Below are 22,971 nucleotides of genomic sequence, written 5' to 3'. Positions count from 1 at the left end.
ACCCCAGACGGTCCATTCGCGACACCGGCCGCGATCAAGCTGTGATCTAAGACATGTCGCATCACGCGAGGTCAGAGCGTGTGCCACCGGGGGGCCGGGCGGCAAAACCCACATGCGGGGTGCACTCACGCGCGCGAACAGTCAAAATGTGCGGGTGGCACAACCGACGACGCAGCTGAACGCGACCGAGCAGGACACCCTGGTCAAGCAGATCGGACTTGCTCTGCTCCGTGCCGCCCCGCGCGACTGGCGCAAGGTCACCGCGGAGTACCGAGCCGTCGGCAGGTACCACGAGCTGACCGGCGAGATCGTCACCGAGGACGGCACGGTGCACGAGTGGCTCGCCACCCATGACATCGCGACCCTCTTCGGCAGGCTGCGCGGGGGCATGTACCGCGACGGCCGGGGCACCTGGTTCAACGCGCGCTACCAGCTCGACCATCCGTCCAGTTACAACCTCGAGTACAACCGCGACGAACCGGTGTGGAACCTCGCGCCACCGCCGCAGGCCTACTCCGACGAGCTGCGGATGTTCCCGCGCACCGAGGAGAACGTCCCCGAATGGCTGATCCGCCGGATGTCCGGGCTCGGCCCGGAGCAGCCGGGGCCGCACTTCCGGATCGCCCGGATCTTCGACACCGTCGGCCCGGCGGGCCGACCCGTGATCAACCGGCCCGACCTCGAGGTCGACGAGCAGGACCGCCTGCTGGAGTACCTGGAGCACGCGCCGCTGGTGGTGCCCGAGCGCGGCTACGACATCGACCGCCTCGCCGCGACGCCGGAGGCCACCGTCCCGGTCGCCTTCCACAGCGACGGCCAGTGGATCTGGCCCGCCGCCGTCAACTTCTACCTGCACAAGTACGGCGTTTCGCCCGAACCGGACCTCGTCGAGCACGTCCGTTCGGTCGGCTTCTCGCTGCCGCCGATCGACGAGCCGACGCTGCAGGCCGCCGCCGCGTACCTGACGCGGGGCAGCCAGCCGCCACCTCAGCAGCAGCGCCCGGCCGGGCCGCCGCCCCAGGGGCCCCCGCCGCAAGGCCTGCCGCCGCAGGGTCCGCCCCCGCAGCAGCTGGTCCCCGCGGGCCCGCCGCCGGCCATGGCCGCCCCGGTCCCGCCCGCCGCGCCGCCACAGCAGCAGCCGCAACAGTCGGAGCCGCCCGCGCCGGTGGAGCCGCCGCTCGCGGCGCACGCCCCCGAGCCGGAGGCCCCGGCCGAAGAGCACGAATACGTCGAAGAGGGTCAGTACGCCGAGGAGGGCTACGACGACCAGGAGTTCGACGACCGCTTCGCCGAGGAGGACTCCTACGGCGAGGAGTACGAGCACCCCGAGCACGCCGTGGGCTCGAACGGCACGTCGCCGGAGCCGGGCCGGGTGCCCGACCTCGACGAGACCGCGGTGTACGTGCCCGACCAGCCGATCGGGCACGAGGAGGAGGCGCCGCGCGACGAGTCCTTCGCGGCCCGGGCGGACGACGAGCACGCCGCGTTCCAGCCGCCGCGCGACGACACCCCGTCACACGGCTTCCAGGCGGCCGAGCCGGCTGGGTTCGATCCGGGTCCGTCCCGGCACGAGGAAGCGGACGAGCCGGCCGCGTTCGACGCCGGGCCGCCGGCCGAGGAGCCGGCGCACGCCGCGTTCGACGCCGGCCCGCCGTCGCACCACGATGACGAGCATGCCTTCCTCCCGCCGCGGCGGGAGGAGCAGCCGGCGTTCGACCCGGGCCCGCCGCCGCGGCACGAAGACGAGCACGCCTTCCAGCCGCCGCGGCGCGACGAACAGCCCGCGTTCGACCCCGGCCCGCCGACCATGATCACCCAGCCCGAGGTGCCGGGCGTGCTGCCGGTGCCCGAGCCGGTGCTCCCCCAGCCCGCCGCCCAGGCGGAGCCGCCCGCACCGCCGCAGGCTCCCCGGTCCGGCCGCCGGGCGCTGCGCCGCGAAACCCCGGACCACCCGGTGCTCGCCGGCCTCCAGACCAAACTGGACGACCTCGACGTGCCCGAAAGCAGCTACAAGCTGGGCGAACCCGCCGAACACGGGTGGAGCGTCGAGGAGGTCGAGGACGGCTGGCGCGTCGGCTGGTACGACGGCAAGCTCAGCAACCCCGCCGTGTTCGGCGACGCCGAAGACGCGGCCGCGTTCATGCTCGGCAAGCTGCTGCTGCACCCGGAGGGCCACGTGCCCGCCGAGGAGCCGCCGGAGCCCGAGCCGGAACCCGAACCCGAGCCGGCGCCGCAGCGGGTCGTCGCGACGCTGTCGCCCGAGATCGCGACCGGGTCGTACCCGGTCCGCAAGCCCGAACCGGTGCCCGCCCAGGAGCAGACGGCGTTCACCAGCGCCGACGAGCTGTTCGGCGACCTCGAGGACGACGAGCCGCCGGCGCCGCCGCGTCAGCCCGCCCCGCCCGCGCCGGTCCCGGCCGGACCGGAACCGGTGCGTGACCGGCAGCAGGCGGGTCCGCCGCCCGCCGCCGGGCCGCCGCCCCGGCGTGAGCCGCCGGCTTCGGCTCCGACCATCCTGGCGCCGGCAATGACACCTGCGGCGCCGCCGGTCCCGCCGCCGGCGCTGCCCGCGCCGCCGCGCCGGGAAGAACCGGCTCGCCCGGGGGTCAACGGCGGCGGAGGCGGTGGCCAGCAGCAGTGGCCGATCGCGCCGATGGGCGGCGAACCGCCGCTGACGCTGTTCCGCGGCAAGGAGCTGCGCGAGCTGCCCGCGGGCAGCGAACTGGACCGCTTCGGCGGCCCGAACGGCAACCTGACGTACGCGGCGGGCACCCCGTTCGCCGAGCGTTCGCTGGTGCCCGAGTGGGTGAACCGCCCGTACCACGTCTACCGGGTGCAACGGCCCCTGGAGGCGCTGGCGGGCGTCGCGATCCCGTGGTTCAACCAGCCGGGCGGCGGGTCGGCGTACCTGCTGCCGGCGTCGATCGAGGAACTCCTCGCCGAGGGTGACCTGATCGAACTCGACCCGGGCGAGCCCCCGGTCGACTGACTCGATCCGGGAAGACCGGCGGCTCCGGCCGCCGGTCTTCCCGTTTCAACGGTTTTCAGCGGATGACGAGGCCGTGGGCGGCGGCGAAGGCGATCGCCGTCTCGACGTCGACCTCGGCACCCCGCAGGTCGGCCTGGACCAGGGCGTTCGCGTCGAGACGCGCGCCGCGCAGGTCGGCGCCCTCGAACTTCGCGCCCTGCAGGCGGGCGCCGGTCAGGTCGCTGCCGCGCAGGTCGGCGCCGGTGAGGTCGGCTTCGGTCAGGTTGGCTTCCCGCAGCCGCAGGCCCGACAGCCCCAGCCGGCGCAGCCGCGCCTTCGCCAGCGACGCCAGGGAGAGATCGCACTCGGTGAGCGCGATCCCGCCGAACCCGCTGTCGGTGAACGACGAGCCCAGCAGCGAACACGCCGTCCAGCGGCTTTCCACCAGCACCGTCCGGTCGAAGGTGCACGAGCGGAACGCCGACGCGTCGTGCCGCGAGCGCGACAGGTCGGCCCGGCCGAACACGCAGTCGTCGAAGGTGCAGCCGCGCGTCCGCAGCCCGCTCAGGTCCGCTCCGGTGAAGTCGCAGCCGGTGAACCGGCGCTTTTCCCACCACTGCCCGGACAACACCGCTTCGCGGTAGTCCTCCCCGGTCTCCAGCACGGCCCCAGGGTGCCACACCTGCGACTAGAGCTTCGCGCCCTGGACGTAGTTCATCGCCTCGACGTACTCGGGCAGCTGCGCGCGACGCGTCATCTCGGCTTCGTCCAGGTTCTCCAGCCGGGTCTGGATCCACCAGAGGTTGCCGAACGGGTCGCGCACCCGGCCGGCGGTGTCCCGGCCGATGACCGATAATAGGTCAGATCCTGGCCGCCGCGAAAACCGGATGAGGCCTCGCGTGGAGATCATTACGGTGACGGAATGCCCGACCACGCGTATGCCGACCACGAGCTCGCCTCGCTGTACGACGCCTTCAACCCGCGGGAGAGCGGCGGCGACTACGAGTTCTACCTCCCCATGATCATGGCCGCCGAGTCCGTCCTTGACGTCGGCTGCGGCACCGGATCGCTGCTGCACTGGGCGCGCGAGTCCGGCCACGCCGGACGGCTCGCCGGCATCGACCCGGCGGCAGGCATGCTCGCCCAGGCCCGCCGTCGCGACGACATCGAGTGGGTGCACGGGGATTTGTCGACCGCGGCCTGGGACGGCGAGTTCGACTTCGCCGTGATGACCGGGCACGCGTTCCAGGTGCTGCTCACCGACGACGAACTGCGCACGGCCTTCGCGGCGATCCGTCGCGCATTGCGTCCCGGTGGCCGGTTCGGCTTCGACACGCGCAACCCCGCGGCCCGCGCCTGGGAGCGCTGGACGCCTTCGAACGTCTGGGAAGCCGGGGAGGTCCGGTCGTGGAACGACGCCGGGGCGTTCGAGGATGGGTACGTCACTTTCAAGACGACGTACGAGAGCCCGAGCTGGGACGCACCCCAGTTCAGCGAGACCACCTTGCGGTTCCTCGACGTCGCGTCGCTGGGCGAGTTCGTCGCGGAAGCCGGGCTGGTGGTCGACGAGCAGTACGGCTACTGGGACCGCGGCCCGGTGACGGAGACCAGCCCGGAGATCATCACGATCGTCCGGCGGCCCTGAGTCACCGGAAGTCCCGCGACTTCGCCTTGATCCGCATCGGCAGTGCCTCGACGCGGTCGGCGAGGACGCTGACGACGCCGTCGGCCTTCTCCACCACCCCGCGGATCAGCAACGCCGGGCTGGCGCGCGCGACGCGGTGGTAGCGCTGCCACAGGCCGAGCGTGCAGATCACGTTGACCATCCCCGTCTCGTCCTCGATGTTGAGGAAGGTGACCCCGCCGGCGGTGGCGGGGCGCTGCCGGTGCGTGACGGCGCCGCCGATCAGCACGCGCGCGCCGTCGTCCAGGGCGGCCAGGCGGTTCGCCGTGACGACGCCGAGCTCGTCGAGGCGGTCGCGGATGAACTCGGTCGGGTAGCTGCCCGGCGACACGCCCGTCGCCCAGACGTCCGCGGCCGCGACGTCGAGGCCGTCCATCCCGGGCAGCACCGGCGCCGGCGCGCCGACCAGGCCGGGCAGCTTCTCCGGGCGTTCCCCGGCGACCGCGCCCGCGGTCCACAGCGCCTGGCGGCGGTCGCCGCCGAAGCCGGCGAACGCACCGGCCGTGGCCAGGGCTTCGATCTGCGGGGTCGTCAGCCGCACGCGGCGGGCGACGTCGGCCATGTCGGTGTAGTGGCCGTGCCCGGTTCGCTCGGCCACGATCCGCTCCGCGACGTCTTCCCCGATCTTGCGCACGGTGCTCAGCCCAGTGCGCACGTCGTGGAACTTCCCGGTGCCCGGTTCCAGGGTGGCGTGCGGCAGGCTGCGGTTGATGTCCGGGCCGTGCACGGTGACGCCGTGGCGCCGCGCGTCGGCGACCAGCGACTGCGGTGAGTAGAACCCCATCGGCTGCGCGCGCAGCAGGCCCGCCAGGAACGCGTCCGGGTGGTAGAACTTGAAGTAGGCACTGGAAAAGACCAGGTGCGCGAAGCTCAGCGCGTGGCTCTCGGGAAAGCCGAAGTTCGCGAAGGCCTTGAGTTTCAGGAAGATCTTCTGCGCGAGTTCGTCGTCGACGCCGTTCGCGACGGCGCCGTCGAGGAACCGCTGCCGCAGCCGGTCCATCTTCCGGTCGGACCGTTTGGAGCCCATCGCGTGCCGCAACTGGTCGGCTTCGGCCGCGGTGAAGTTCGCGACGTCCAGCGCGATCTGCATCATCTGCTCTTGGAACAGCGGCACGCCGAGGGTCTTTCCCAGGGCCGTCGCCAGCAGCGGGTGGTCGAAGTCCCACTCCTCGATCCCCTGCTTGCGGCGGATGTACGGGTGCACCGAGCCGCCCTGGATCGGGCCGGGCCGGATCAGCGCGACCTCGACGGCGAGGTCGTAGAACGTCGTGGGTTTGAGGCGGGGCAGCGTGGCCAGCTGCGCCCGGCTCTCCACCTGGAACACGCCGATCGCGTCGGCGCGGCACAGCATGTCGTAGATGTTGCCGTCGGTGAGGTCCAGCTCGGCGAGGTCGACCTTCTCGCCCTTGTACTCCTCGACGAGGTCGAGCATGTAGTGCAGCGCCGAGAGCATGCCGAGCCCGAGCAGGTCGAACTTGACGAGCCCGGCGGCGGCGCAGTCCTCCTTCTCCCACTGGATCACGCTGCGGTTCGCCATCCGCGCCCACTCGACCGGCACGACCTGGCTCACCGGCTCGTGGCACATGACCATCCCGCCGGAGTGGATGCCGAGGTGCCGTGGGAAGTCCTCGAGCGCGAAGGCGAGCTGGACGACGTCGTCCGGGATGTCGTGGTCGTGGTCTTTTTCCGTGCTGCGCAACGAGCCCCAGCGGTCGATCTGCTTGCTCCAGGCGTCCTGCTGGCCCGGTGAGTAGCCCAGCGCTCTCGCGGCGTCGCGGACGGCGGACCGGGCGCGGTAGGTGATCACGTTCGCGACCTGGGCGGTGCGCAGGCGGCCGTGTTTCTCGAAGACGTACTGGATGGCCTCCTCGCGGCGGTCGGACTCGATGTCGAGGTCGATGTCGGGATAGCCGTCGCGGTCGGGGGCGAGGAAGCGTTCGAAGAGCAGCTTGTTGGCCACCGAGTCGACCTTCGTGATGCCGAGGGCGTAGCAGACGGCCGAGTTCGCGGCCGAGCCGCGGCCCTGGCAGAGGATCTTGTTTTCGTTGCAGAACCGCACGATGTCCCAGACGATCAGGAAGTACCCGGGGAAGCCGAGTTCCTCGATGATGGCCAGTTCGTGCTCGATCTGTGCCTTGGCTTTCTCCTCGTGCTCTTTGCCGCCGAACCGCTCCTTCGCACCTTCTTTTGTTAGATGGCGCAGGTAGGTCGTCTCGGTGTGGCCATCGCGGACGTCGAAGGGCGGCAGCTTCGGGGCGATCAGCTTGAGCGGGAACGCGCATTCCATGCCCAGGAGTGCGGCGCGGCGGACCGCGCCGGGATAGCGCCGGAACAGGACGTCCATTTCGGCGCCGCTGCGCAGGAACGCCGTCCCGGCGGCGGGGAGCCAGCCTTCGAGTTCGTCGATACCGCGGCGCGCCCGGATGGCGGCGAGCGCGTCGGCCAGCGGGGCGCGTTCGGGCCGGGCGTAGTGCGCGGCGGTGGTGGCGACGGTCGGCAGCTTCAGGTCCTCGGCGAGTCGCGTGAGGAGGTCGTTGTGGGTGCTGTCGAGCGGCTGGCGGTGGTCGGTGAGCTCGACGTAGACGTTGTCGTGGCCGAACCGGTCGACGAGTTCTTTCAGCTTGTCGGCGGCCGCCGCCGGGCCGTGCGTGACGAGCGCCGAGCGCACCGCGCCTTTGCGGCACCCGGTCAGCACCACGCACTGCCCGGCGACCTCCTCGGCGACCGCACCGAGGTCGTAGGTCGGTTTCCCCTTCTCGGCCCGCTCGTGGATCTGGCCGGCGGTGATGGCGCGGCAGAGGGCCCGGTAGCCCTGGTCGCCGCGGGCCAGCAGGAGGAGGTGTTCGCCTTCGGGGTCGGCGACGCCGTTCTGCGGGCCGGGGAGCCCGAAGCTGAGTTCGGTGCCGAACACGGTGTTGACGCCCAGTTCCCGGGCTGCCTCGGCGAAGCGCACGACGCCGTACATGCCGTCGTGGTCGGTGAGGGCGATGGCGTCCAGCTCGAGGCGCGCGGCCTCTTCGACGAGCTCCTCGGGATGGCTGGCACCGTCGAGGAAACTGAAGTTGGAGTGGCAGTGCAGCTCGGCGTAGGGCACGCGGACGGCTTCGCCGCCGTCGTCGGTGCTGCGCGCGGGGAGGTCATCGGGCCGCCGGTAGCCCTCGCGGTGACGGCCCCAGGCGGGACTGTCACCGTGATCGCCGGGCGGGAGACCGACGCCACCGGCCAGGGTGCGGGCGAGATCCTTCCACCGGACGGGTGGGTTGTTCCAGCCCATTCACCGGCTCCCGGGGTTGTCTCGCTGCGGCTGGCCGGCTTCGCGGCGGCGGCGGTGCCAGTTCGTCGGGTGGTTCCAGCGGCTGCGAGCCTCGGCTTCGCTCATCGGGCGACGATCGGGCGCGTCTGTCGGTTCTTCGCGGCGGGCCCGGTTCGTCGGGTGGTTCCGCCGGCTGCTGGCTTCGGCCTCGCTCATGCGGCAGCCGTTTTCCCGGGAGGAGCGTGGGACCGGAAGAGCGATCACCGGGCAGATCCACTCTTCGTCGGTGGCGGGGTGTGCGGCAGGCAGTTGCCCGCGGACCGACCAGGTTCCGTCCGAGCCGGGCTCGGAAATCCGCCGGTCGACTGGCCGGCCGGCATCGGCAGCAAGCTCGGTTCCCGGGAGCTGCCGGCCGGGCGGCCGTTCCCGTTCGTCCGCGGCGGAGCCGGGCTCCGGAATTTCCCGTAGCCACTCGCGCTCCTCCGCGGGCCGGCGAGGTGTTGCCCCCGGTTCGGCGCGCAGCCAGTTTCGCAGCTTCCGTGCGTAGTCCTCGTCCATGCTCAGTCGTACACTCCCTCGACCGTCCACAGTGGATTTTCCGTGCCCGCGCAGTACGCCAGCACCGCCTCGGGTGGCTCGCCTTCCTCCGCCGCCAGCACCAGCTGCAACCGTGCGCGCCGTGGGCCCGGGCGACGGCGGCCGGCCGCCGTCGGCCAGGGGCCCGCCCAGGCGACGATGTCCCGGCGCGGCCCGCCGGCGATGCTCAGCCGGTGCGGGGGCGCGGTGACCTGGTCGCGGCCGGTGATCCCGACGGGCCGGCCCTCGGCGTCGAAGACCTGGGCGGGCACCGGCCGATCGAGCACCGTCGCCGGGGACGGGGCCGGCAGCCGTCCCGGCCAGGTCGCGTCCGGTGGCGTCGTCCGCTCGCGCGGGTCGCCCCAGGCCACCAGCCGGACGCGGCCCGCCGGGTCGCGGCCGCCCTCGAGCACCGGCGTCACCACGCCTTCGGGGCCGAGCAGGCCCTGGACCCGGACGAACGCGCGAGCCGCGCGTTCGTCGGCTTCGTCGGAACCGCCGTTCTGCCACAGGTCGAGCTGCAGTGACCGGCCTTCGACGAGTTCCTCGGGCTCCAGCCGCAGCCGCACCACGCCGGACGTCGGGCGCTGCCCCGGCGCGGCGCGCAGCCAGCCCTCGAACTGCCAGCGCACGCGGTCGGCGACGCCGGCGGGGGTCAGCGGTTCCGCGCACCGCCACACCCGGCCGAGGTGTTCGCCTTCTTCGGTGACCGCGTAGATGCCGAGCCGGGTGCAGGCCAGGCCGTGCCCGGCGAGACCGGCGCAGAACCGCGTCGCGAGGCCCTTGGCGAGGAACGCGGCGACGTCGACCCGCTCGACGACCGGGTCGAACTCCTCGGCCAGAGTCAGCTCCGGCGGCGGCCGGCGGCGCAGCGGCGGCCGTTCGGAATGTCCGCGCGCCAGCCGGTGAGCGAGCACCCCGGCCGTGCCGAACCGGTTGGCGACGTCGCGCTCCGAGAGGGCGGCGAACGCACCGAGCGTCTTCAAACCGAGGCGGCGCAACAGGTCGGCCAGTTCCGCACGGTCGCTACCGGGCTGGTCGAGCTCGGTGACGGGCAACGGCGCGAGGAACTCGGCAACGCACCCGGGGTCGACGAACGTGCCCCGCCGGGCGGCGAGCGTCGCGGCGAACAGCCCCTCGGCGACACCCGCTTGACTCTCGACGCCGGCCGCGGCGGACACCTCGTCGACGAGCCGCTCGACCAGCGCGTGTTCACCACCGAAGTAGCCCGCGGCGCCCGCGACGGGCACCGCCACCAAGCCCGGCCGAACGACCTCGACGCCGACAACGAGCGCCTCGACGGCCCGCGCGACGGCTTCGAAGAGCCGCGCGTCCCGGCCGTCGTCCGCGCTGAAGACGGCCAGTTCCGGACAGTTCGACTGCGCCTCCCGCCGCCGCATCCCCCGCCGGACCCCACCCCGCCGCGCGACGGCGTTCGAGGCAACGACCCGGTTGGCGCTGAAGACAGCGGCGGGCTGGGTCGCGGGTGCCCCACCGGCAGCCGCGGCCGCGACGACGGGCCAGTCGGGGCACCACAGGACCAGCATCCGGGTGGGGGTGTCGGCGGCGGCGCGTTGAGCCGGGACGGTCATGTGGCCTCCCGGAGCCGGCCCCGAACGCAGCCAGTGCTGCGGTGACGGAGTGAACCGCGGCCGCACCCAGACGGTCGGCTCGCGCACTCGGACCGCCGGATCGCGCACCCCGGAAGCGAACTCGCGTGATCAGACCGTCGACTCGTGTGATTGGAGAGCCGACACGCGTGATTGGGGGGACGACACGGCGTCAGGCCGCAGTGGCGGGAAGCGGTGACTGTCCTGTTTGGACGAAACTGGGGCGTCATGCCGTGGCCTCCTCGTGGAGCTGGAGGCGCGGGACCGCTTGGGTCACCGAGCCGTCCGCGGCCGGGAGGGAGAGCTCCGCCGTGACCGGACGGGCCGCCGCGCCGCGGCCTCGGGCGCGGACCAGGGCCCGGCGCTCCCGGAGGTGGCCGTAGCCTATGTTGGGACCCGAGCCGCCCTCGGGACCCGACCACGACTCGCGGCGGCACGACAGCTCGACGTCCGCGCCCGGCCAGGCGCCGAATGCCAGCAATACCGCGCCACGGTGGCGGGCCCGTGCGGACAGCCGCCGCGCCACCGCCGGCTGCAGTGTGGCGTGCACCGTCTCCGAGTGGACCGCCACCAGGTCCACGCCGTCGAGCAACGCCGCGACCACCGCCGGGAGCTCCGCGCCCGGCCGCGGCACCAGCGCCACCCTGGTGAGGTCCACGCCGTACTCGGCCGCGGCCGCCAGCCCCAGTGACGGCATGCCGACCACCGCCGCCCACGACCCCGTGGCGGTGGCCTCGGCGAGCAGCGCGAGCAGCAGCGACGTCCCCCCGTGGACCGCCACCGTGCTCCCGCGCCGGAGCCCGGCGGCGGGCAGCAGCCCGGCCAGCGCCGGGGCGACCGGGAGCACCCTTCCCGTCGCCCGGGCCCGCTCGGCCTGGGCCGCCACCCGGCTCGCCGTGCTGACCCCGGGCAGGGCCGCCAGCCGGGCCACCGGCGGCTCTGTCAAAGCGGCCGCCACAGCGGTCACCGCACGCACCTCCCCACCACGGACAAGGCCGGCGGTCGAGCCTCTCCCAAAAACGCGACCGACGGCGCTGGTTCGCCGCGGGGAAGGCGGCGGTTCCTTGTCGAACACTTGTTCGACAAGGAACAGTCAACCGTGAACCGCTCGGAGTGTCAAGTCACCCGGTAGTGGGGTCTGCGGCCCGGAAAGCCGGCCGCGCCCAGCCTTGCGGCAGGGGAGCGAACCCAGGCGCAGCAAGGCAAGCCGGTCACCCCGCCACCGTAATGAAGTTGCCGTCGCCCGGGCCGGTCGATAGACACACCGGCGTGGAGCTCACCGAAGCCCGGCCCGGAGACTGCCCGGAACTGCTGGTCCTGCAACGCTGTTGCTGGGTCGAGGAGGCCGTCCTCAACGACACCCTCGACGTCCCCGCCCTGCACGAAACGCTCGAGGACGTGCGCGACTGGGTGAAGACGTGGTCGGTGTGGGTCCTGCGGCACGACCACCGGCTCGTCGGCGCGGTGCGCGCCCGGCTGGACGGCGACCGCTGGGAGCTCGGCAGGCTGATGGTCGCGCCGGACCTCGCCGGGCGCGGGCTGGGCCGGCGGCTGCTCGCGCACGCCGAAGCGCCGGCACCCGCCGAAGCCCGCCGGTTCACCCTGTTCACCGGGTCCCGCAGCGCCCGCAACATCGCGCTGTACCAGCGGGCCGGCTACCGGCTCACCCACGCCCCCGCGACCGGCGGCCACATCCGCGGCGCGGTGCACCTGGAGAAAGCGGTGCCCCTGGACAAGGACGTCACGCTGCGCGAGAAATCCGGGCCGCCCGGCTGACGCTGCGGCGTCGGCTAGATTGCCGGTGGACTTGGGGGTGGCGATGACCGAACAGCGGAGCCGGCCGATCCTGTGGATCGCCGGCGCCCTCGTCGCGGCGGGAGCGGTGCTCGCCGTCGTGCTGACCGCCGGCGGTGGCGTGCCCGGCGCCACGGCCGCCGCCCCGGCGCCGACGACCATCGGCGCGGAGTGGCGCTCGTTCCGCGCCGACGTCACCGGGATCCGCCCGGGCCCGGACCTGAACAGCCTGTTCGTGGAGGTCGCCCTGCCCGGCAAGGACCCCGGCTGCGTCCGGGAGCCACGGATCGAGCAGCTCGTCGAGGCGAAGACCGACATCCGCGCCGACGTCGTCTACTCGACCCGGCCCGCCGCGGGCGGCTGCCAGGACAAGGTGCCCGCGGAGCTGCGGCTGAGCACGTCGGACCCGGTCGCGGACCGGACCGTGATCCTCAACGCCGACGCCGCGAACGCCTGGCACAAGCTCGGCGCCGGCTGGGGCCACTGCGACCGCCAGGGCACCTGCGCCCCGCCCGCCGACCACTGCGACCCGGCGTGGATCGGCGCGGCGGTGTCCGCCGTGGGTGCCGAAAGCACGGGCACCACCCGCGTCTGCGACCCCGGCTGGCTGGTCCTCGACCTGCTGATGCGCCAGACCGAACCGCCGTCCCGCTCGGTTTTCCGCTGGAGCGACGGCGGCTGGACGGCGTTCGCGCAGGTCAAGTCGGCCGGGTGCGCCGAGATCCAGGCGGCCGAAAAGAAGTTCCCGGTCGCGCTCTGCAAGGCGCTGCCCGCGCCGGCCTAGCGCGGCAGCTTCTTGACGACCTCGGCGGCGACCGCCTTCACGGCGTCGTCCGACTCCTGCTGCGGGATCGGCGAGTTCGAGAAGAACCCCTTGTCCCAGCCGTTCACTTCGACCGTGACGACGTTCGTCCCCTTGAGCACGTGCAGCTCGGCGCCGCTGAACGCGCTCTTCGTGACCAGGTGCACCAGCGCCGCCTTGTCGCCGAGGCCGCGCACCTCGGTCGGCGCCACCTCGGGCCTCGTCGGCATGAAGTTGTCCTTCGCCTGTTGCAGCGCGTCTTCTCCGGAGTACTCGACGATCCGGACGCTCATGGTGGCGTCGCGGACGTTCTCGTCGGGTCCCGGCTTGAACCCGCAGCCGATCTGCTTCAGCCCGGGCAGCGGCGACGACGTGCCGACGGGGCTGGTGCCGGCGTAGCTCGGGAAGCCGGCCTTCTCCAGCACCTGCGCCGGGACCTGGCACTCGGCGGGCACCGGCGACGACGACGGCTGCGCGCCGGTGCTCGCGAAGTAGTCGCCCGCGATGATCGCCAGCGGGATACCCGCGCCCACCAGCACGACGACAGCACCGACGATGCCGAGGATCAGCCCGGTGCGCTTCTTCTTCGGCGGCCCCACCGGCCCGCCGTAGCCGGGCGGAGGGTAGCCCTGCTGGGGATAGCCCGGCGGCGGGTACCCCGGCTGCCGCGGGTAGCCCTGAGGCGGGTACCCGGGCTGCTGGGGATGGCCCGGGTACCCCTGCCGACCTTGGCCGTACTGCGGCGGTTGCTGCATCGAGCCCTCCCTCTCGAAGCGCGGGGTCAGTGCGCGAAGTGGCGTGTCCCCGTCAGGTACATGGTGATCCCCGCCTTCTCCGCGGCCGCGATGACCTCGGCGTCGCGGACCGATCCGCCCGGCTGCACGATCGCGCGGACACCCGCCTCGACCAGCACCTCCAGGCCGTCCGGGAACGGGAAGAACGCGTCCGACGCACCGACCGAGCCCTTGGCCCGGTCGCCGGCCCGCGCCACCGCGAGCCGCGACGAGTCGACCCGGTTGACCTGGCCCATGCCGACGCCGACGGTCGCGCCGTCGGCGGCCAGCAGGATGGCGTTCGACTTGACCGCGCGCAGCGAGCGCCACGCGAACTCGAGGTCGCGCAGGGTCTGCTCGTCGGCCGCCGCGCCGGTGGCCAGCGTCCACGAAGCCGGGTCGTCCCCGGCGGCGTCGATCGCGTCGGCCGTCTGCAGCAGGACACCGCCGGAGATCGGGCGGAATTCGACCGGGAATGCCGGGGCCGCCGGCAGCTTCAGCAGCCGGATGTTTTTCTTGCGCTGCAGGATCTCCAGGGCTTCGGCGTCGAAGTCCGGCGCCAGCACGACCTCGGTGAAGACCTCGGCGATCTGCTCGGCCGCCTCGCGGCTGACCGGCCGGTTCGTCGCGATGACGCCGCCGTAGGCCGAAACCGGGTCGCACGCGTGCGCCTTGCGGTGCGCCTCGGCGATGTCCGCGCCGATCGCGATGCCGCACGGGTTGGCGTGCTTGATGATCGCGACGGCGGGCTCGGCGAAGTCGTACGCGGCGCGGCGCGCTGCGTCGGTGTCGACGTAGTTGTTGTACGACATGGCCTTGCCGTGCAACTGCTCGGCGTGCGCCAGGCCGGGCCGGTCGCTCTTGTACAGCGCGGCCTTCTGGTGCGGGTTCTCGCCGTAACGCAGGACGTCGGCGCGTTCCCAGGTGGCGCCGAGGAAGTCCGGGAAGCCGGCGTCGACAGTGTTCTCGTCGGGGGCGTACGCACTGGCGAACCACGAAGCGACGGCCGTGTCGTACGCCGCCGTGTGCGCGTACGCCTGGGCAGCGAGGCGCTTGCGGTCTTCGAACTCGAAGCCGCCGTCGGCGACGCGCTCGAGCACCCAGCCGTAGCGGGCCGGGTCGACGACGACCGCCACGCTGCCGTGGTTCTTCGCCGCCGCGCGGACCATGGCCGGGCCGCCGATGTCGATGTTCTCGACGCAGTCCTCGGGGCTCGCGCCGGAGGCGACGGTCTGCGCGAACGGGTACAGGTTGACCACCAGCAGGTCGAACGCCGCGATGTCCAGGTTGCGCAGCTGCTCGACGTGGTCGGGGTTGCCCTGGTCGGCCAGCAGGCCGGCGTGCACGTGCGGGTGGAGCGTCTTCACGCGGCCGTCCAGCGACTCCGGGAACCCGGTGACCTGCTCGACCGGCGTGACCGGGACACCCGCGTCGGCGATGACCTTCGCCGTGCCGCCGGTGGAGACGATCTCGACGCCGGCCGCGTGCAGGCCGGTCGCGAGGTCCAGGAGGCCCGCCTTGTCCGAGACGCCGATCAGCGCCCGGCGGACCGGGCGCCGTCCCAGGTCAGTGCTCACGAAATGTCACCTTTCGTCCGTCCACGGCGCAGCCACCGCGGCCGAGTCGCTCGATCGTTTCCACCAGCAGCCTGCGTTCGACGGCCTTGATCCGTTCGTGCAGGACGTTTTCGTCGTCGTCGCTCTCCACGACGACCGCCTCCTGGGCGATGATCGGCCCGGTGTCGACCCCGGCGTCCGCGAAGTGCACGGTCGAGCCGGTGACCTTGACCCCGGCCTCCAGCGCGTCGCGGACCGCGTGCATCCCGGGGAAGGACGGGAGCAGCGCCGGGTGCGTGTTGATCACCGTGAAGCGGCCGAGGAACTCACCCCCGAGGATCTTCATGAACCCGGCGGAGACGACCAGGTCGGGGCGGTACGCCGCGACGGCCTCGGTCAGCGCCTTGTCCCACGCGGCGCGGTCGGGGTGATCGGCGACGCGGACGGTGAACGACGGGATGCTCAGGCGCTCGGCGCGGGTGAGGGCCTCGATGCCGGTGCGGTCGGCGCCGACGGCGACGACCTTGGCCGGGAAGCCGGACCGCCCGGTGGCGTCCAGCAGCGCCTGCAGGAGGGTGCCGGAGCCCGACGCGAGCACGACGAGCTTCACCGGAGTGGGCAGGTCCAACCGTTGAGACAGAGCGGGCTCCTTGCCGCGGGCGGTGCGCAGCCGGGCGCACGGCGCTTCACCAGGTCGCGTCAACCCTAACGGTCGGCCTCGTCCGGCTCGACGTCGCCGCAGGTCTCGGTGCCTCCGGTCACAGCCTCGTCGACGGCGGGGGCGTCTTCGGCCGGTTCTTCGAGGCCGAGTTCGGCGTCGGCCTCGGCTTCGAACTCGGCGTCCTCGTCGGTCTCTTCTTCGGTGACTTCGGCTTCTTCGTCCTCTTCGGACGCTTCGAGTTCCTCGACTGCTTCGGCCGCTTCATCGGCGTCGACGTCTTCGGCATCCTCGAAGGCCTGGTTGTCTTCGAGCGCTTCCGGCGGCGGCGCGGGCGGCTCGTGCTCGCCGGCGAAGAAGGCGGTAAAGGAGCCCGGGATGACGATCCAGCAGAAGGCGACGACCGAAGCGACGCCGACCGGGACGCTCACCGGGTCGAACGGGCCGTCGCCGAGCCGTCCGCCGGACAGCGTGCCCAGCACGACGCAGCCGAGCGCGACGACCGCGCCGGCCACCGCCACCGCGCGGATGCGCTGGGCCGGATCGGCGTCGGCCTTGCGCAGCGACCAGCCGACCAGCACCCCGGCCGCCGTGGGCAGCACCAGCAGCGCGGGCCACCACGCGGCGTGGTGGTCGGGCAGGCCGCCGAGCACCGGGACGCCGGGCACGGCGGCGCCGCGGTAGCCGAACATGCCGACGTTCAGCGAGCCGATCGAGAACCCCGGCCCGGTGACGAAGGACAGCGCAGCCGTCACGGCGTTCGGCAGGTACAGGACGGAAAGCACGAAGAGCCCGAAGCTGGTGCCGAAGGCGGGCTCGTAGATGTCGGACACCGTCGCCCACGAAACGGCGGTCGCGACGGTGAACACGGCCGCGCCGCAGGCCAGCAGCACCGCGAGCCCCAGCGCACCGGCCCGCAGCCCGCGCACGGCCAGCGGGTCGAGGCGTTCGGCGACGACGTCCGGCAGCCCGCATGACCAGGTGATGCCCGCGAAGGAGGCCACTGCGGCGAGCAGCCCGGGCACGGCGAACGCGGCCGGCGGGTTCGCCGTCACCGCCGAGCCCTGCGCCGCCAGGGCGACGACCAGCCCGAACACCGCGTGCGCGCCGGCGACCGCGACGAGGACGGGCAGCGCTTCGCGGAACGACCGGCAGCCGAGGCGCTGGACGGCGCCGGACGCCGTCCGCGCGGCCAAGGCGAACGCGCCGAGCGTCGGCAGCAGCGGCAGCACACCGAGCGGATGGCCGCCTAGGCCGACACGCACCTGAAGGGCGGCGAGCCAGCCGGGCCCGGCGGCCAGCAGCACCCCGGTGGCGGAGAAGGCAGTGCGTTCGGCGGTCAGGGTGACCAGGGCCAGCACCGTCGCGACGGCGGCGTAGCCGGTGACCAGCGGGCCCAGCGCGGCGGCGAACAGCACCCGCAGCCGGGCCGCCCGGGAGAGCCCGGTGCCGGGGCTGCCCACGACGTCACCCGGTGGGCGGGGGTCGTCGGTGAGCAGTTCCATGATCCGCACCCTGACATCCGGGCTGGTCCATCCGGGTGAGGCTCGCCGCCGCGCGGAGACGTGGGGAAGCTAACCCACCCGGTCGGGTAACCCGCGAACGCAAAACACCCGCCGTGCCACGGAGGGTCACAGCGGGTGTTTCGGGAGCGGCTGAGTCAGCTCTTGCCGAAGCCACCGGGCGGGGTGCCCGGGTTGTCCGACGGCGGCTGCTGGAAGAACTGGCCCTGCTGCGGGGCGTACGTCGTGGCCTGCTGCCCCGGCGGCGGAGTGGTCGACGGCGGGTTCGGCGAACCGTACTGGCCCGGCTGCGAGAACGGCGCCGCCTGCTGCTCACCGGCCGGGCCGTGGCCCTGCTGGCCGAACTGCTGACCGGGCTGGCCGTACTGCTGCTGTTGCTGCTGACCGGGCTGTCCGTACTGGCCGCCGTAGGACGGCGCGGCGGGCTTCGGCGCCGGCGGCTTGATGACGTCGTGCTCGATCAGCAGCGCGCCGACCGCGGCGATCATCTGCAGGATCCCCAGGATCAGGATGACGGTGACGATGCCGGGCGAAGTCTGCATCCCGACCAGCGAGTCCAGGACCTCGAGCGCGCCGAGGACGCTGAACAGGGCCGCGAACGGCAGCGTCTTCGGGCCCTTCGGCAGGGCGTGCATCGCGGCGAGCAGGCCACCGCCCAGCAGGAACGTCCCGCCGAGGCCGACGTCGCCGTTGTCGGAGAAGCCGAGGAAGTACTGCACGACGGCGAAGACGGCGACGACCAGGGCGAGCAGCAGCGGCAGGTTCTGCGGCAGGCCCGCGGGACCGCCACCGGACGGCGCCTGGTGCGAGTGCGGCTGCTGCTGCTGCGCCGGGAAGCCACTGGACGGCGGTCCGGGGGGCTGCTGGCCGCCACCCTGCTGGGGGTAGCCAGGCCCGCCGCTGGGGAAGGTCATCGATGCACTCCTGTCGGTTCGACCGGCACTTCGGACGCGCGGCGCCCAAGGAAGACGAGGCGGCTTGTGTGCGCAGAACGCTAGCGCACTCGCAAGCCGCCAGCCCACCAGACGCGTGAATACCTCGGCAGGTTTCGTGCCGAAACGCGGCAGAGCCGGGCACCGTGAAGGTGCCCGGCTCTACCTGCAATTACTGTTCGTGCTCAGCCGAGGCTGTTGTACAGCTCACGCGCGAGGACGGCGGTCTCGCTCGGGGTCTTGCCGACCTTGACGCCGGCGGCCTCGAGGGCCTCCTTCTTCGCGGCGGCCGTGCCGGAGGAGCCCGACACGATGGCGCCCGCGTGGCCCATGGTCTTGCCCTCGGGCGCGGTGAAGCCCGCGACGTAACCGACGACCGGCTTCGTCACGTTCTCCTTGATGTAGGCCGCGGCGCGCTCTTCGGCGTCGCCACCGATCTCGCCGATCATCACGATGACCTTGGTCTCGGGGTCCGCCTCGAACGCCTCGAGGGCGTCGATGTGCGTGGTGCCGATGATCGGGTCACCGCCGATGCCGACCGCGGTGGAGAAGCCGATGTCCCGCAGCTCGTACATCATCTGGTAGGTCAGCGTGCCGGACTTCGACACGAGGCCGATCTGGCCCGGGCCGGAGATGTCGGCCGGGATGATGCCGGCGTTCGACTTGCCCGGGCTGATCACGCCGGGGCAGTTCGGCCCGATGATCCGGGTCGTGTTGCCCTTGGCGACGGCGTGGGCCCAGAAGTAGGCCGAGTCGTGCACCGGGATGCCCTCGGTGATCACCACGGCGAGCGGGATCTCGGCGTCGATCGCCTCGAGGACCGCGTCCTTGGCGAACTTCGGCGGCACGAAGATGACCGACACGTCGGCGCCGGTCTCCTTGATCGCCTCTTCGACGGTGCCGAAGACCTTGAGGTCCTTGCCATCGATGGTGACGGTCTGGCCGGCCTTGCGGGCGTTGACGCCACCCACGATGTTCGTGCCGGACTTCAGCATCTTGGTCGCGTGCTTCATGCCCTCGGAGCCGGTGAGCCCCTGCACGATGACCTTGCTGTTCTCGTTCAGGAAGATCGACATCTTCACGCACCTGCCGCGGCGAGCTCGGCAGCCTTGTCGGCCGCGTTGTCCATTGTGTCCACCACGGTGACCAGCGGGTGGTTCGCGTCGGCCAGGATCTGGCGACCCTCGACGACGTTGTTGCCGTCCAGGCGGACGACCAGCGGCTTGGCGGCCTCGTCGCCCAGGATCTTCAGGGCCTCGACGATGCCGTTCGCCACCGCGTCGCAGGCGGTGATGCCGCCGAAGACGTTGACGAAGACGCTCTTCACGTCGGTGTCGTTGAGGATGACGTCCAGCCCGGCCGCCATGACCTCGGCCGACGCGCCGCCGCCGATGTCGAGGAAGTTGGCGGGCTTGACGCCGCCGTGCTTCTCGCCCGCGTACGCCACGACGTCCAAAGTGGACATCACGAGACCCGCGCCGTTGCCGATGATGCCGACCTGGCCGTCGAGCTTGACGTAGTTGAGGTTCTTGGCCTTGGCCTTCGCCTCGAGCGGGTTCTCCGCGTCCTTGTCCACCAGGGCTTCGTGGCCCGGCTGGCGGAAGTCCGCGTTCTCGTCGAGGGTGACCTTGCCGTCGAGGGCGATGATCTTGTCCTGCGGGTCGCGGACCAGCGGGTTGACCTCGACCAGCGTGGCGTCCTCGGAGACGAAGGTCTCCCAGAGCTTCACGACGACGTCGGCGGCCTCGTCGATGATGTCGGCCGGGAAGTTGCCGGCCTTCAGGATCTCGAGCGCCTTCGCCTTGTCCACACCGGCGATCGCGTCGACGGGGATCTTCGCGAGCGCGTCGGGCCGCTCGACCGCGAGCTGCTCGATCTCCATGCCGCCCTCGGAGGACGCCATCGCCAGGAACGTGCGGTTCGCGCGGTCCAGCAGGAAGGAGAAGTAGTACTCGGACGCGATGTCCGAGGCTTCGGCCACGAGCACGCGACGCGTGATGTGGCCCTTGATGTCGAGACCGAGGATGGCTTCCGCCTTCTCCTTCGCCTCGTCCGGCGTCTGGGCCAGCTTGACGCCGCCCGCCTTGCCGCGGCCGCCGACCTTCACCTGCGCCTTGACGACGACCTGGGTGCCGATCTGCTCCGCGGCGGTCTTGGCTTCTTCGGGGGTGCTAGCCACCGAGCCCGGCAGAACCGGTACTCCGTGGGCGGCGAAGAGATCCCTCGCCTGGTACTCGTAGAGGTCCACTACTCCAGTCTCCTGACGACACGCCACTGCAGGTGGTCCGCGACCGGACCGCGCTGTCGGACCAGTCGAGGTTAGCGACCTGCGCAGACGCAGGGGACTCCGCACCTGGTGAAGTCGGTCACCGTACGCGGTCAGACGGTGCGTCACCGGTGTGAGACCGCCCACCGGAAGCCCACTCCGCGGCTTCTTCCGGGTCGGTGAAGACACGGAGACCGGGCAGGTCCGGCGGCTCGTCACCGAGGACTACGACCGCGTCCGGGTCCTCTTGTTCGGCGGTGCGAAGGATCTGTTCAACGGTGCCGAGGGGTCCGGCGTGGATGACTTCGAGGCCTTCGTCACGCAGGAAGCGCCCGAGCGCGACGGCGGCCGGGTCGAGGCGGGTGAACTCGACGACGAGCACGCGGATCACGGTGCTTCGCGCCCGCCCGCGGCGGACATGCCCGCCGCGACGAGCAGCGCCGCCACGGCCGCGAGGGCGACCCAGAAGCCCGTCGACGGGCTCGCGTCGCCGAGCGCGCCGCCGACGAGCGGCAGCTCCGCGGCGTGCAGCGCGACGAGCAGGGCAGCACCGGACAGCAGCGCCGCCGCCGGCTTCGGCCGGGAACGCAGCGCCAGCAGCGCGGCGCCGAGGACGACCGCGGCGGCGGTCAGCAGTCCCCACGAAGGGGTGTCGAAGTTCGACCAGAGCCCGGGCGCGACGTAGCCGGGAACGCCGAAGACGGGCAGCCCGAACGCGGCGACCGCCAGCACCCCGCCGGCCACGACGGGGGTGAGCACGTTCTTGCCCGGCCCGGCCTCTTCCCCGGTGTCCTCCCGTTCGACGACGCCGGTCCCGGCGGCGGCGAGCGCGGTGAGAGCGGCGAGCACGAGCGCGGCGAACGTCCAGGCCGCGCCGGCGCCGAGGTCGTAGGTGAAGGCCGGGGTGGCGCCGGTTCCCCCGAACCCGGCGAGGTTGCCGGCCTGGGTGGCGGTCAGCGCCGTGGTGAGGACGGCCGTGCCGGCCAGGACGATCCCGGCCCAGGCGAGCCCGAGCAGCGGCCGCGCCGCCGGCGCGGTTTTCGGGACCAGCGTGCCGACGGCGAGCACGGCGAGCACGAGCGCGGCGGTGAGCAGGAACCACCGGGCTGGGCTCGCGGCGGCGGCACTGACCGGCGTGGTGGCGCCCGGGTTCAGTGCGGTGACGGCGACCTGCGACGTGACGCTGCCGATGACGGCGGCGATCGCGGTGGCCAGGCCCAGCAGCCCGGTGGTGAGCCGCCACCAGAAGAGGCCGGGCAGCTTCGCGGCGCCGGCGAGGTCCGCTTCGGGCTTCTCGGTCTTCTCGGCGAGCGGCGTGAAGGCGAGGCCGCCGATGACGGCGGTCGCCCCGAGCACCAGGACGGGTCCCCAGGTGACGTGCAGGTCGGAGCGGTAGAGACCGGCCAGCACGGGCGGCACGGCGACCCCGAAGGCCCCGGCGGTCAGCCCGGCGAGTGCCCCGCGGGCGGTGCTTTCGGACGGAGCGGCGAGAGCGAGCGCGGCGGCCAGCGGCAACGCGGCGGCGAGCAGGAGGTACCCGCCGAGGGCGGGCCAGGGCCCTTCGAAGGCGGCGCGGGCCAGGAGGAAGCCGTTGTCGGAGTCGACGGGAGCGGTCAGCAGCCCGACCCCGGCGACGACGGCGAGCAGCGGCGCGAGCAGCCGCCAGCGACGGCGTTCGGGTTCTTCGTGGCTCCGGTGCGCCCGCCAGGCGAGCACCCCGGCGGCGCAGGTGAGGACGTGCCCGGCGACGAGCAGCCAGAACCCGGCGCCGACGGCCGAGCCGCCGAGGAACCGGTCGGGCAGGTACAGCTCGGGCCGGATGGTGAGCGGGCCGTTGACGGCGAACTGGAGGTCGAGCACGAGCCGCCCGGGCGCCAGGGCGGCGAGGCCGAGGACGATCCCCCCGCCGAGCCGCGGGTGTTTCGTGACGGCGGCCCAGCCGGCGGCCACGGCCGGAGCGAGCGCGAGAACGGCCAGCCACGGCCAGCCGGCGAACCCGGGCGCGGCGGCGGGCGAGACGGGAACCATCCCGGCGACGGCGAGAGCGACGGCGCCGAGGGCGACGAGTCCGAGGGCCGCGCTCAGGAGAGGCGAGAGGCTTGCGTCGTCGGTGTCCTCGGCGGCCCAGGCCGAGTTCGGCGCCGGTTGACGGGTTGCGGGGGAAACGGCGGATCGCGGCGTGGGACCGGCAGGTTTGCCGGACCTCCGGGCGGTGCCGGTGGACTCGCCTTTCGCGGTTCCGCTGCTGCCCGGCCGCGGCGACCCGACCGAATCCCGCGCGCCCTCCACTGCCTCGCCAGGCCTCCGGCCGGCGCCGGTGGAGTCGGTGGGCGGCGCAACCGAATCCCTCGTGTCCCCGGTGGCGTCGACGGGCGCGGATCCCGCCGGCTCGGTCGCGTCCGGGTCCGACCGCTTGCCGGTGGGGCCTTCGGCCGCGGAATCGTGCGGGGTGCTGCCGGTGGGGGGTTCTGAACGTGGGGGCATATTGCCCGCGACGCTAGCAAGTCCGGGCGAGCAAGAGCCGTCGCCGGGGGCGCGAGTCGTCGAACGGGCCTCAACACCCGTCCGCAAACCGT

At 72.7% G+C, this 22,971-nt stretch carries 19 protein-coding genes; 4 read left to right on the top strand and 15 right to left on the bottom strand.

Features of this window, described 5'->3' with window-relative positions; all coding sequences use genetic code 11:
* The first annotated feature begins 148 nt into the window (after window positions 1–148).
* Window positions 149–2,989, top strand: a complete 2,841-nt coding sequence (locus A3CE_RS0127605; RefSeq protein WP_020643333.1) for a glycohydrolase toxin TNT-related protein — start codon at window positions 149–151, stop codon at window positions 2,987–2,989.
* A 55-nt stretch (window positions 2,990–3,044) separates the two neighbouring features.
* On the opposite strand, the gene A3CE_RS0127600 is transcribed toward A3CE_RS0127605, so the two are convergent.
* Together A3CE_RS0127600 and A3CE_RS58070 are read right to left on the bottom strand one after the other, a co-directional pair.
* Entirely contained in the window at window positions 3,045–3,632 is a 588-nt protein-coding gene (locus A3CE_RS0127600; RefSeq protein ID WP_020643332.1) for a pentapeptide repeat-containing protein, read from the bottom strand.
* Between the two features lie 24 nt (window positions 3,633–3,656).
* On the bottom strand, window positions 3,657–3,878 hold the full coding sequence (locus A3CE_RS58070; protein WP_211231859.1) for a hypothetical protein: 222 nt from the start codon (window positions 3,876–3,878) through the stop codon (window positions 3,657–3,659).
* Window positions 3,879–3,890: 12 nt separating this feature from the next.
* Here A3CE_RS58070 and A3CE_RS0127590 point away from each other — a divergent pair, with 12 nt between their 5' ends.
* Window positions 3,891–4,613 carry a class I SAM-dependent methyltransferase gene (locus tag A3CE_RS0127590; RefSeq protein ID WP_020643330.1) on the top strand — a complete coding sequence of 241 codons (723 nt, stop codon included), beginning with the start codon at window positions 3,891–3,893 and terminating at the stop codon, window positions 4,611–4,613.
* A gap of 1 nt (window position 4,614) precedes the next feature.
* On the opposite strand, the gene A3CE_RS0127585 is transcribed toward A3CE_RS0127590, so the two are convergent.
* The 4 genes from A3CE_RS0127585 to A3CE_RS0127570 form a co-directional block, all read right to left on the bottom strand.
* Window positions 4,615–7,926 carry an error-prone DNA polymerase gene (locus tag A3CE_RS0127585; protein ID WP_020643329.1) on the bottom strand — a complete coding sequence of 1,104 codons (3,312 nt, stop codon included), beginning with the start codon at window positions 7,924–7,926 and terminating at the stop codon, window positions 4,615–4,617.
* Window positions 7,927–8,463: a hypothetical protein gene (locus tag A3CE_RS0127580; protein ID WP_020643328.1), complete on the bottom strand. Its 537-nt coding sequence runs from the start codon at window positions 8,461–8,463 to the stop codon at window positions 7,927–7,929.
* Window positions 8,464–8,465: 2 nt separating this feature from the next.
* The gene (locus A3CE_RS0127575; protein ID WP_026468920.1) at window positions 8,466–10,028 is read right to left on the bottom strand and encodes a DNA polymerase Y family protein; all 1,563 of its coding nucleotides are present in this window, start codon (window positions 10,026–10,028) and stop codon (window positions 8,466–8,468) included.
* A gap of 289 nt (window positions 10,029–10,317) precedes the next feature.
* A complete protein-coding gene (locus A3CE_RS0127570) occupies window positions 10,318–11,058 on the bottom strand; it encodes a hypothetical protein (RefSeq protein ID WP_020643326.1) in 741 nt (246 codons plus the stop codon).
* A gap of 302 nt (window positions 11,059–11,360) precedes the next feature.
* Between A3CE_RS0127570 and A3CE_RS0127565 the strand changes: the two genes are divergently transcribed.
* A complete protein-coding gene (locus A3CE_RS0127565) occupies window positions 11,361–11,867 on the top strand; it encodes a GNAT family N-acetyltransferase (protein ID WP_020643325.1) in 507 nt (168 codons plus the stop codon).
* 43 nt (window positions 11,868–11,910) lie between these two features.
* Window positions 11,911–12,669: a hypothetical protein gene (locus tag A3CE_RS0127560; RefSeq protein ID WP_051183937.1), complete on the top strand. Its 759-nt coding sequence runs from the start codon at window positions 11,911–11,913 to the stop codon at window positions 12,667–12,669.
* On the opposite strand, the gene A3CE_RS0127555 is transcribed toward A3CE_RS0127560, so the two are convergent.
* From A3CE_RS0127555 to A3CE_RS0127515, 9 genes are all read right to left on the bottom strand, one after another.
* Window positions 12,666–13,442, bottom strand: coding sequence for a hypothetical protein (locus A3CE_RS0127555; protein WP_020643323.1), 777 nt, complete (start codon window positions 13,440–13,442; stop codon window positions 12,666–12,668). The genes A3CE_RS0127560 and A3CE_RS0127555 overlap by 4 nt on opposite strands.
* 26 nt (window positions 13,443–13,468) lie before the next feature.
* On the bottom strand, window positions 13,469–15,037 hold the full coding sequence (gene purH, locus A3CE_RS0127550; RefSeq protein WP_020643322.1) for a bifunctional phosphoribosylaminoimidazolecarboxamide formyltransferase/IMP cyclohydrolase: 1,569 nt from the start codon (window positions 15,035–15,037) through the stop codon (window positions 13,469–13,471).
* Entirely contained in the window at window positions 15,027–15,644 is a 618-nt protein-coding gene (gene purN, locus A3CE_RS0127545) for a phosphoribosylglycinamide formyltransferase (protein WP_020643321.1), read from the bottom strand. The genes purH and purN overlap by 11 nt, the downstream gene beginning before the upstream one ends.
* 77 nt (window positions 15,645–15,721) lie before the next feature.
* Window positions 15,722–17,188, bottom strand: a complete 1,467-nt coding sequence (locus A3CE_RS0127540; protein ID WP_020643320.1) for a cell division protein PerM — start codon at window positions 17,186–17,188, stop codon at window positions 15,722–15,724.
* A gap of 146 nt (window positions 17,189–17,334) precedes the next feature.
* A complete protein-coding gene (locus tag A3CE_RS0127535; RefSeq protein WP_020643319.1) occupies window positions 17,335–18,111 on the bottom strand; it encodes a DUF5336 domain-containing protein in 777 nt (258 codons plus the stop codon).
* 203 nt (window positions 18,112–18,314) lie between these two features.
* Window positions 18,315–19,205 (bottom strand): succinate--CoA ligase subunit alpha, encoded by an 891-nt coding sequence (gene sucD / locus A3CE_RS0127530; protein ID WP_026468917.1) that lies wholly within the window; start codon window positions 19,203–19,205, stop codon window positions 18,315–18,317.
* A 2-nt stretch (window positions 19,206–19,207) separates the two neighbouring features.
* On the bottom strand, window positions 19,208–20,377 hold the full coding sequence (gene sucC / locus A3CE_RS0127525; protein ID WP_020643317.1) for an ADP-forming succinate--CoA ligase subunit beta: 1,170 nt from the start codon (window positions 20,375–20,377) through the stop codon (window positions 19,208–19,210).
* 118 nt (window positions 20,378–20,495) lie between these two features.
* Window positions 20,496–20,777, bottom strand: coding sequence for a hypothetical protein (locus A3CE_RS0127520; RefSeq protein ID WP_245589600.1), 282 nt, complete (start codon window positions 20,775–20,777; stop codon window positions 20,496–20,498).
* A gap of 5 nt (window positions 20,778–20,782) precedes the next feature.
* Entirely contained in the window at window positions 20,783–22,423 is a 1,641-nt protein-coding gene (locus A3CE_RS0127515) for a hypothetical protein (protein WP_245589599.1), read from the bottom strand.
* Window positions 22,424–22,971 lie beyond the last annotated feature (548 nt).

The sequence above is a fragment of the Amycolatopsis balhimycina FH 1894 genome (assembly GCF_000384295.1).
GTDB classification, from domain to species: domain Bacteria; phylum Actinomycetota; class Actinomycetes; order Mycobacteriales; family Pseudonocardiaceae; genus Amycolatopsis; species Amycolatopsis balhimycina.
This window is presented reverse-complemented; position numbering and strand designations above follow the sequence as displayed.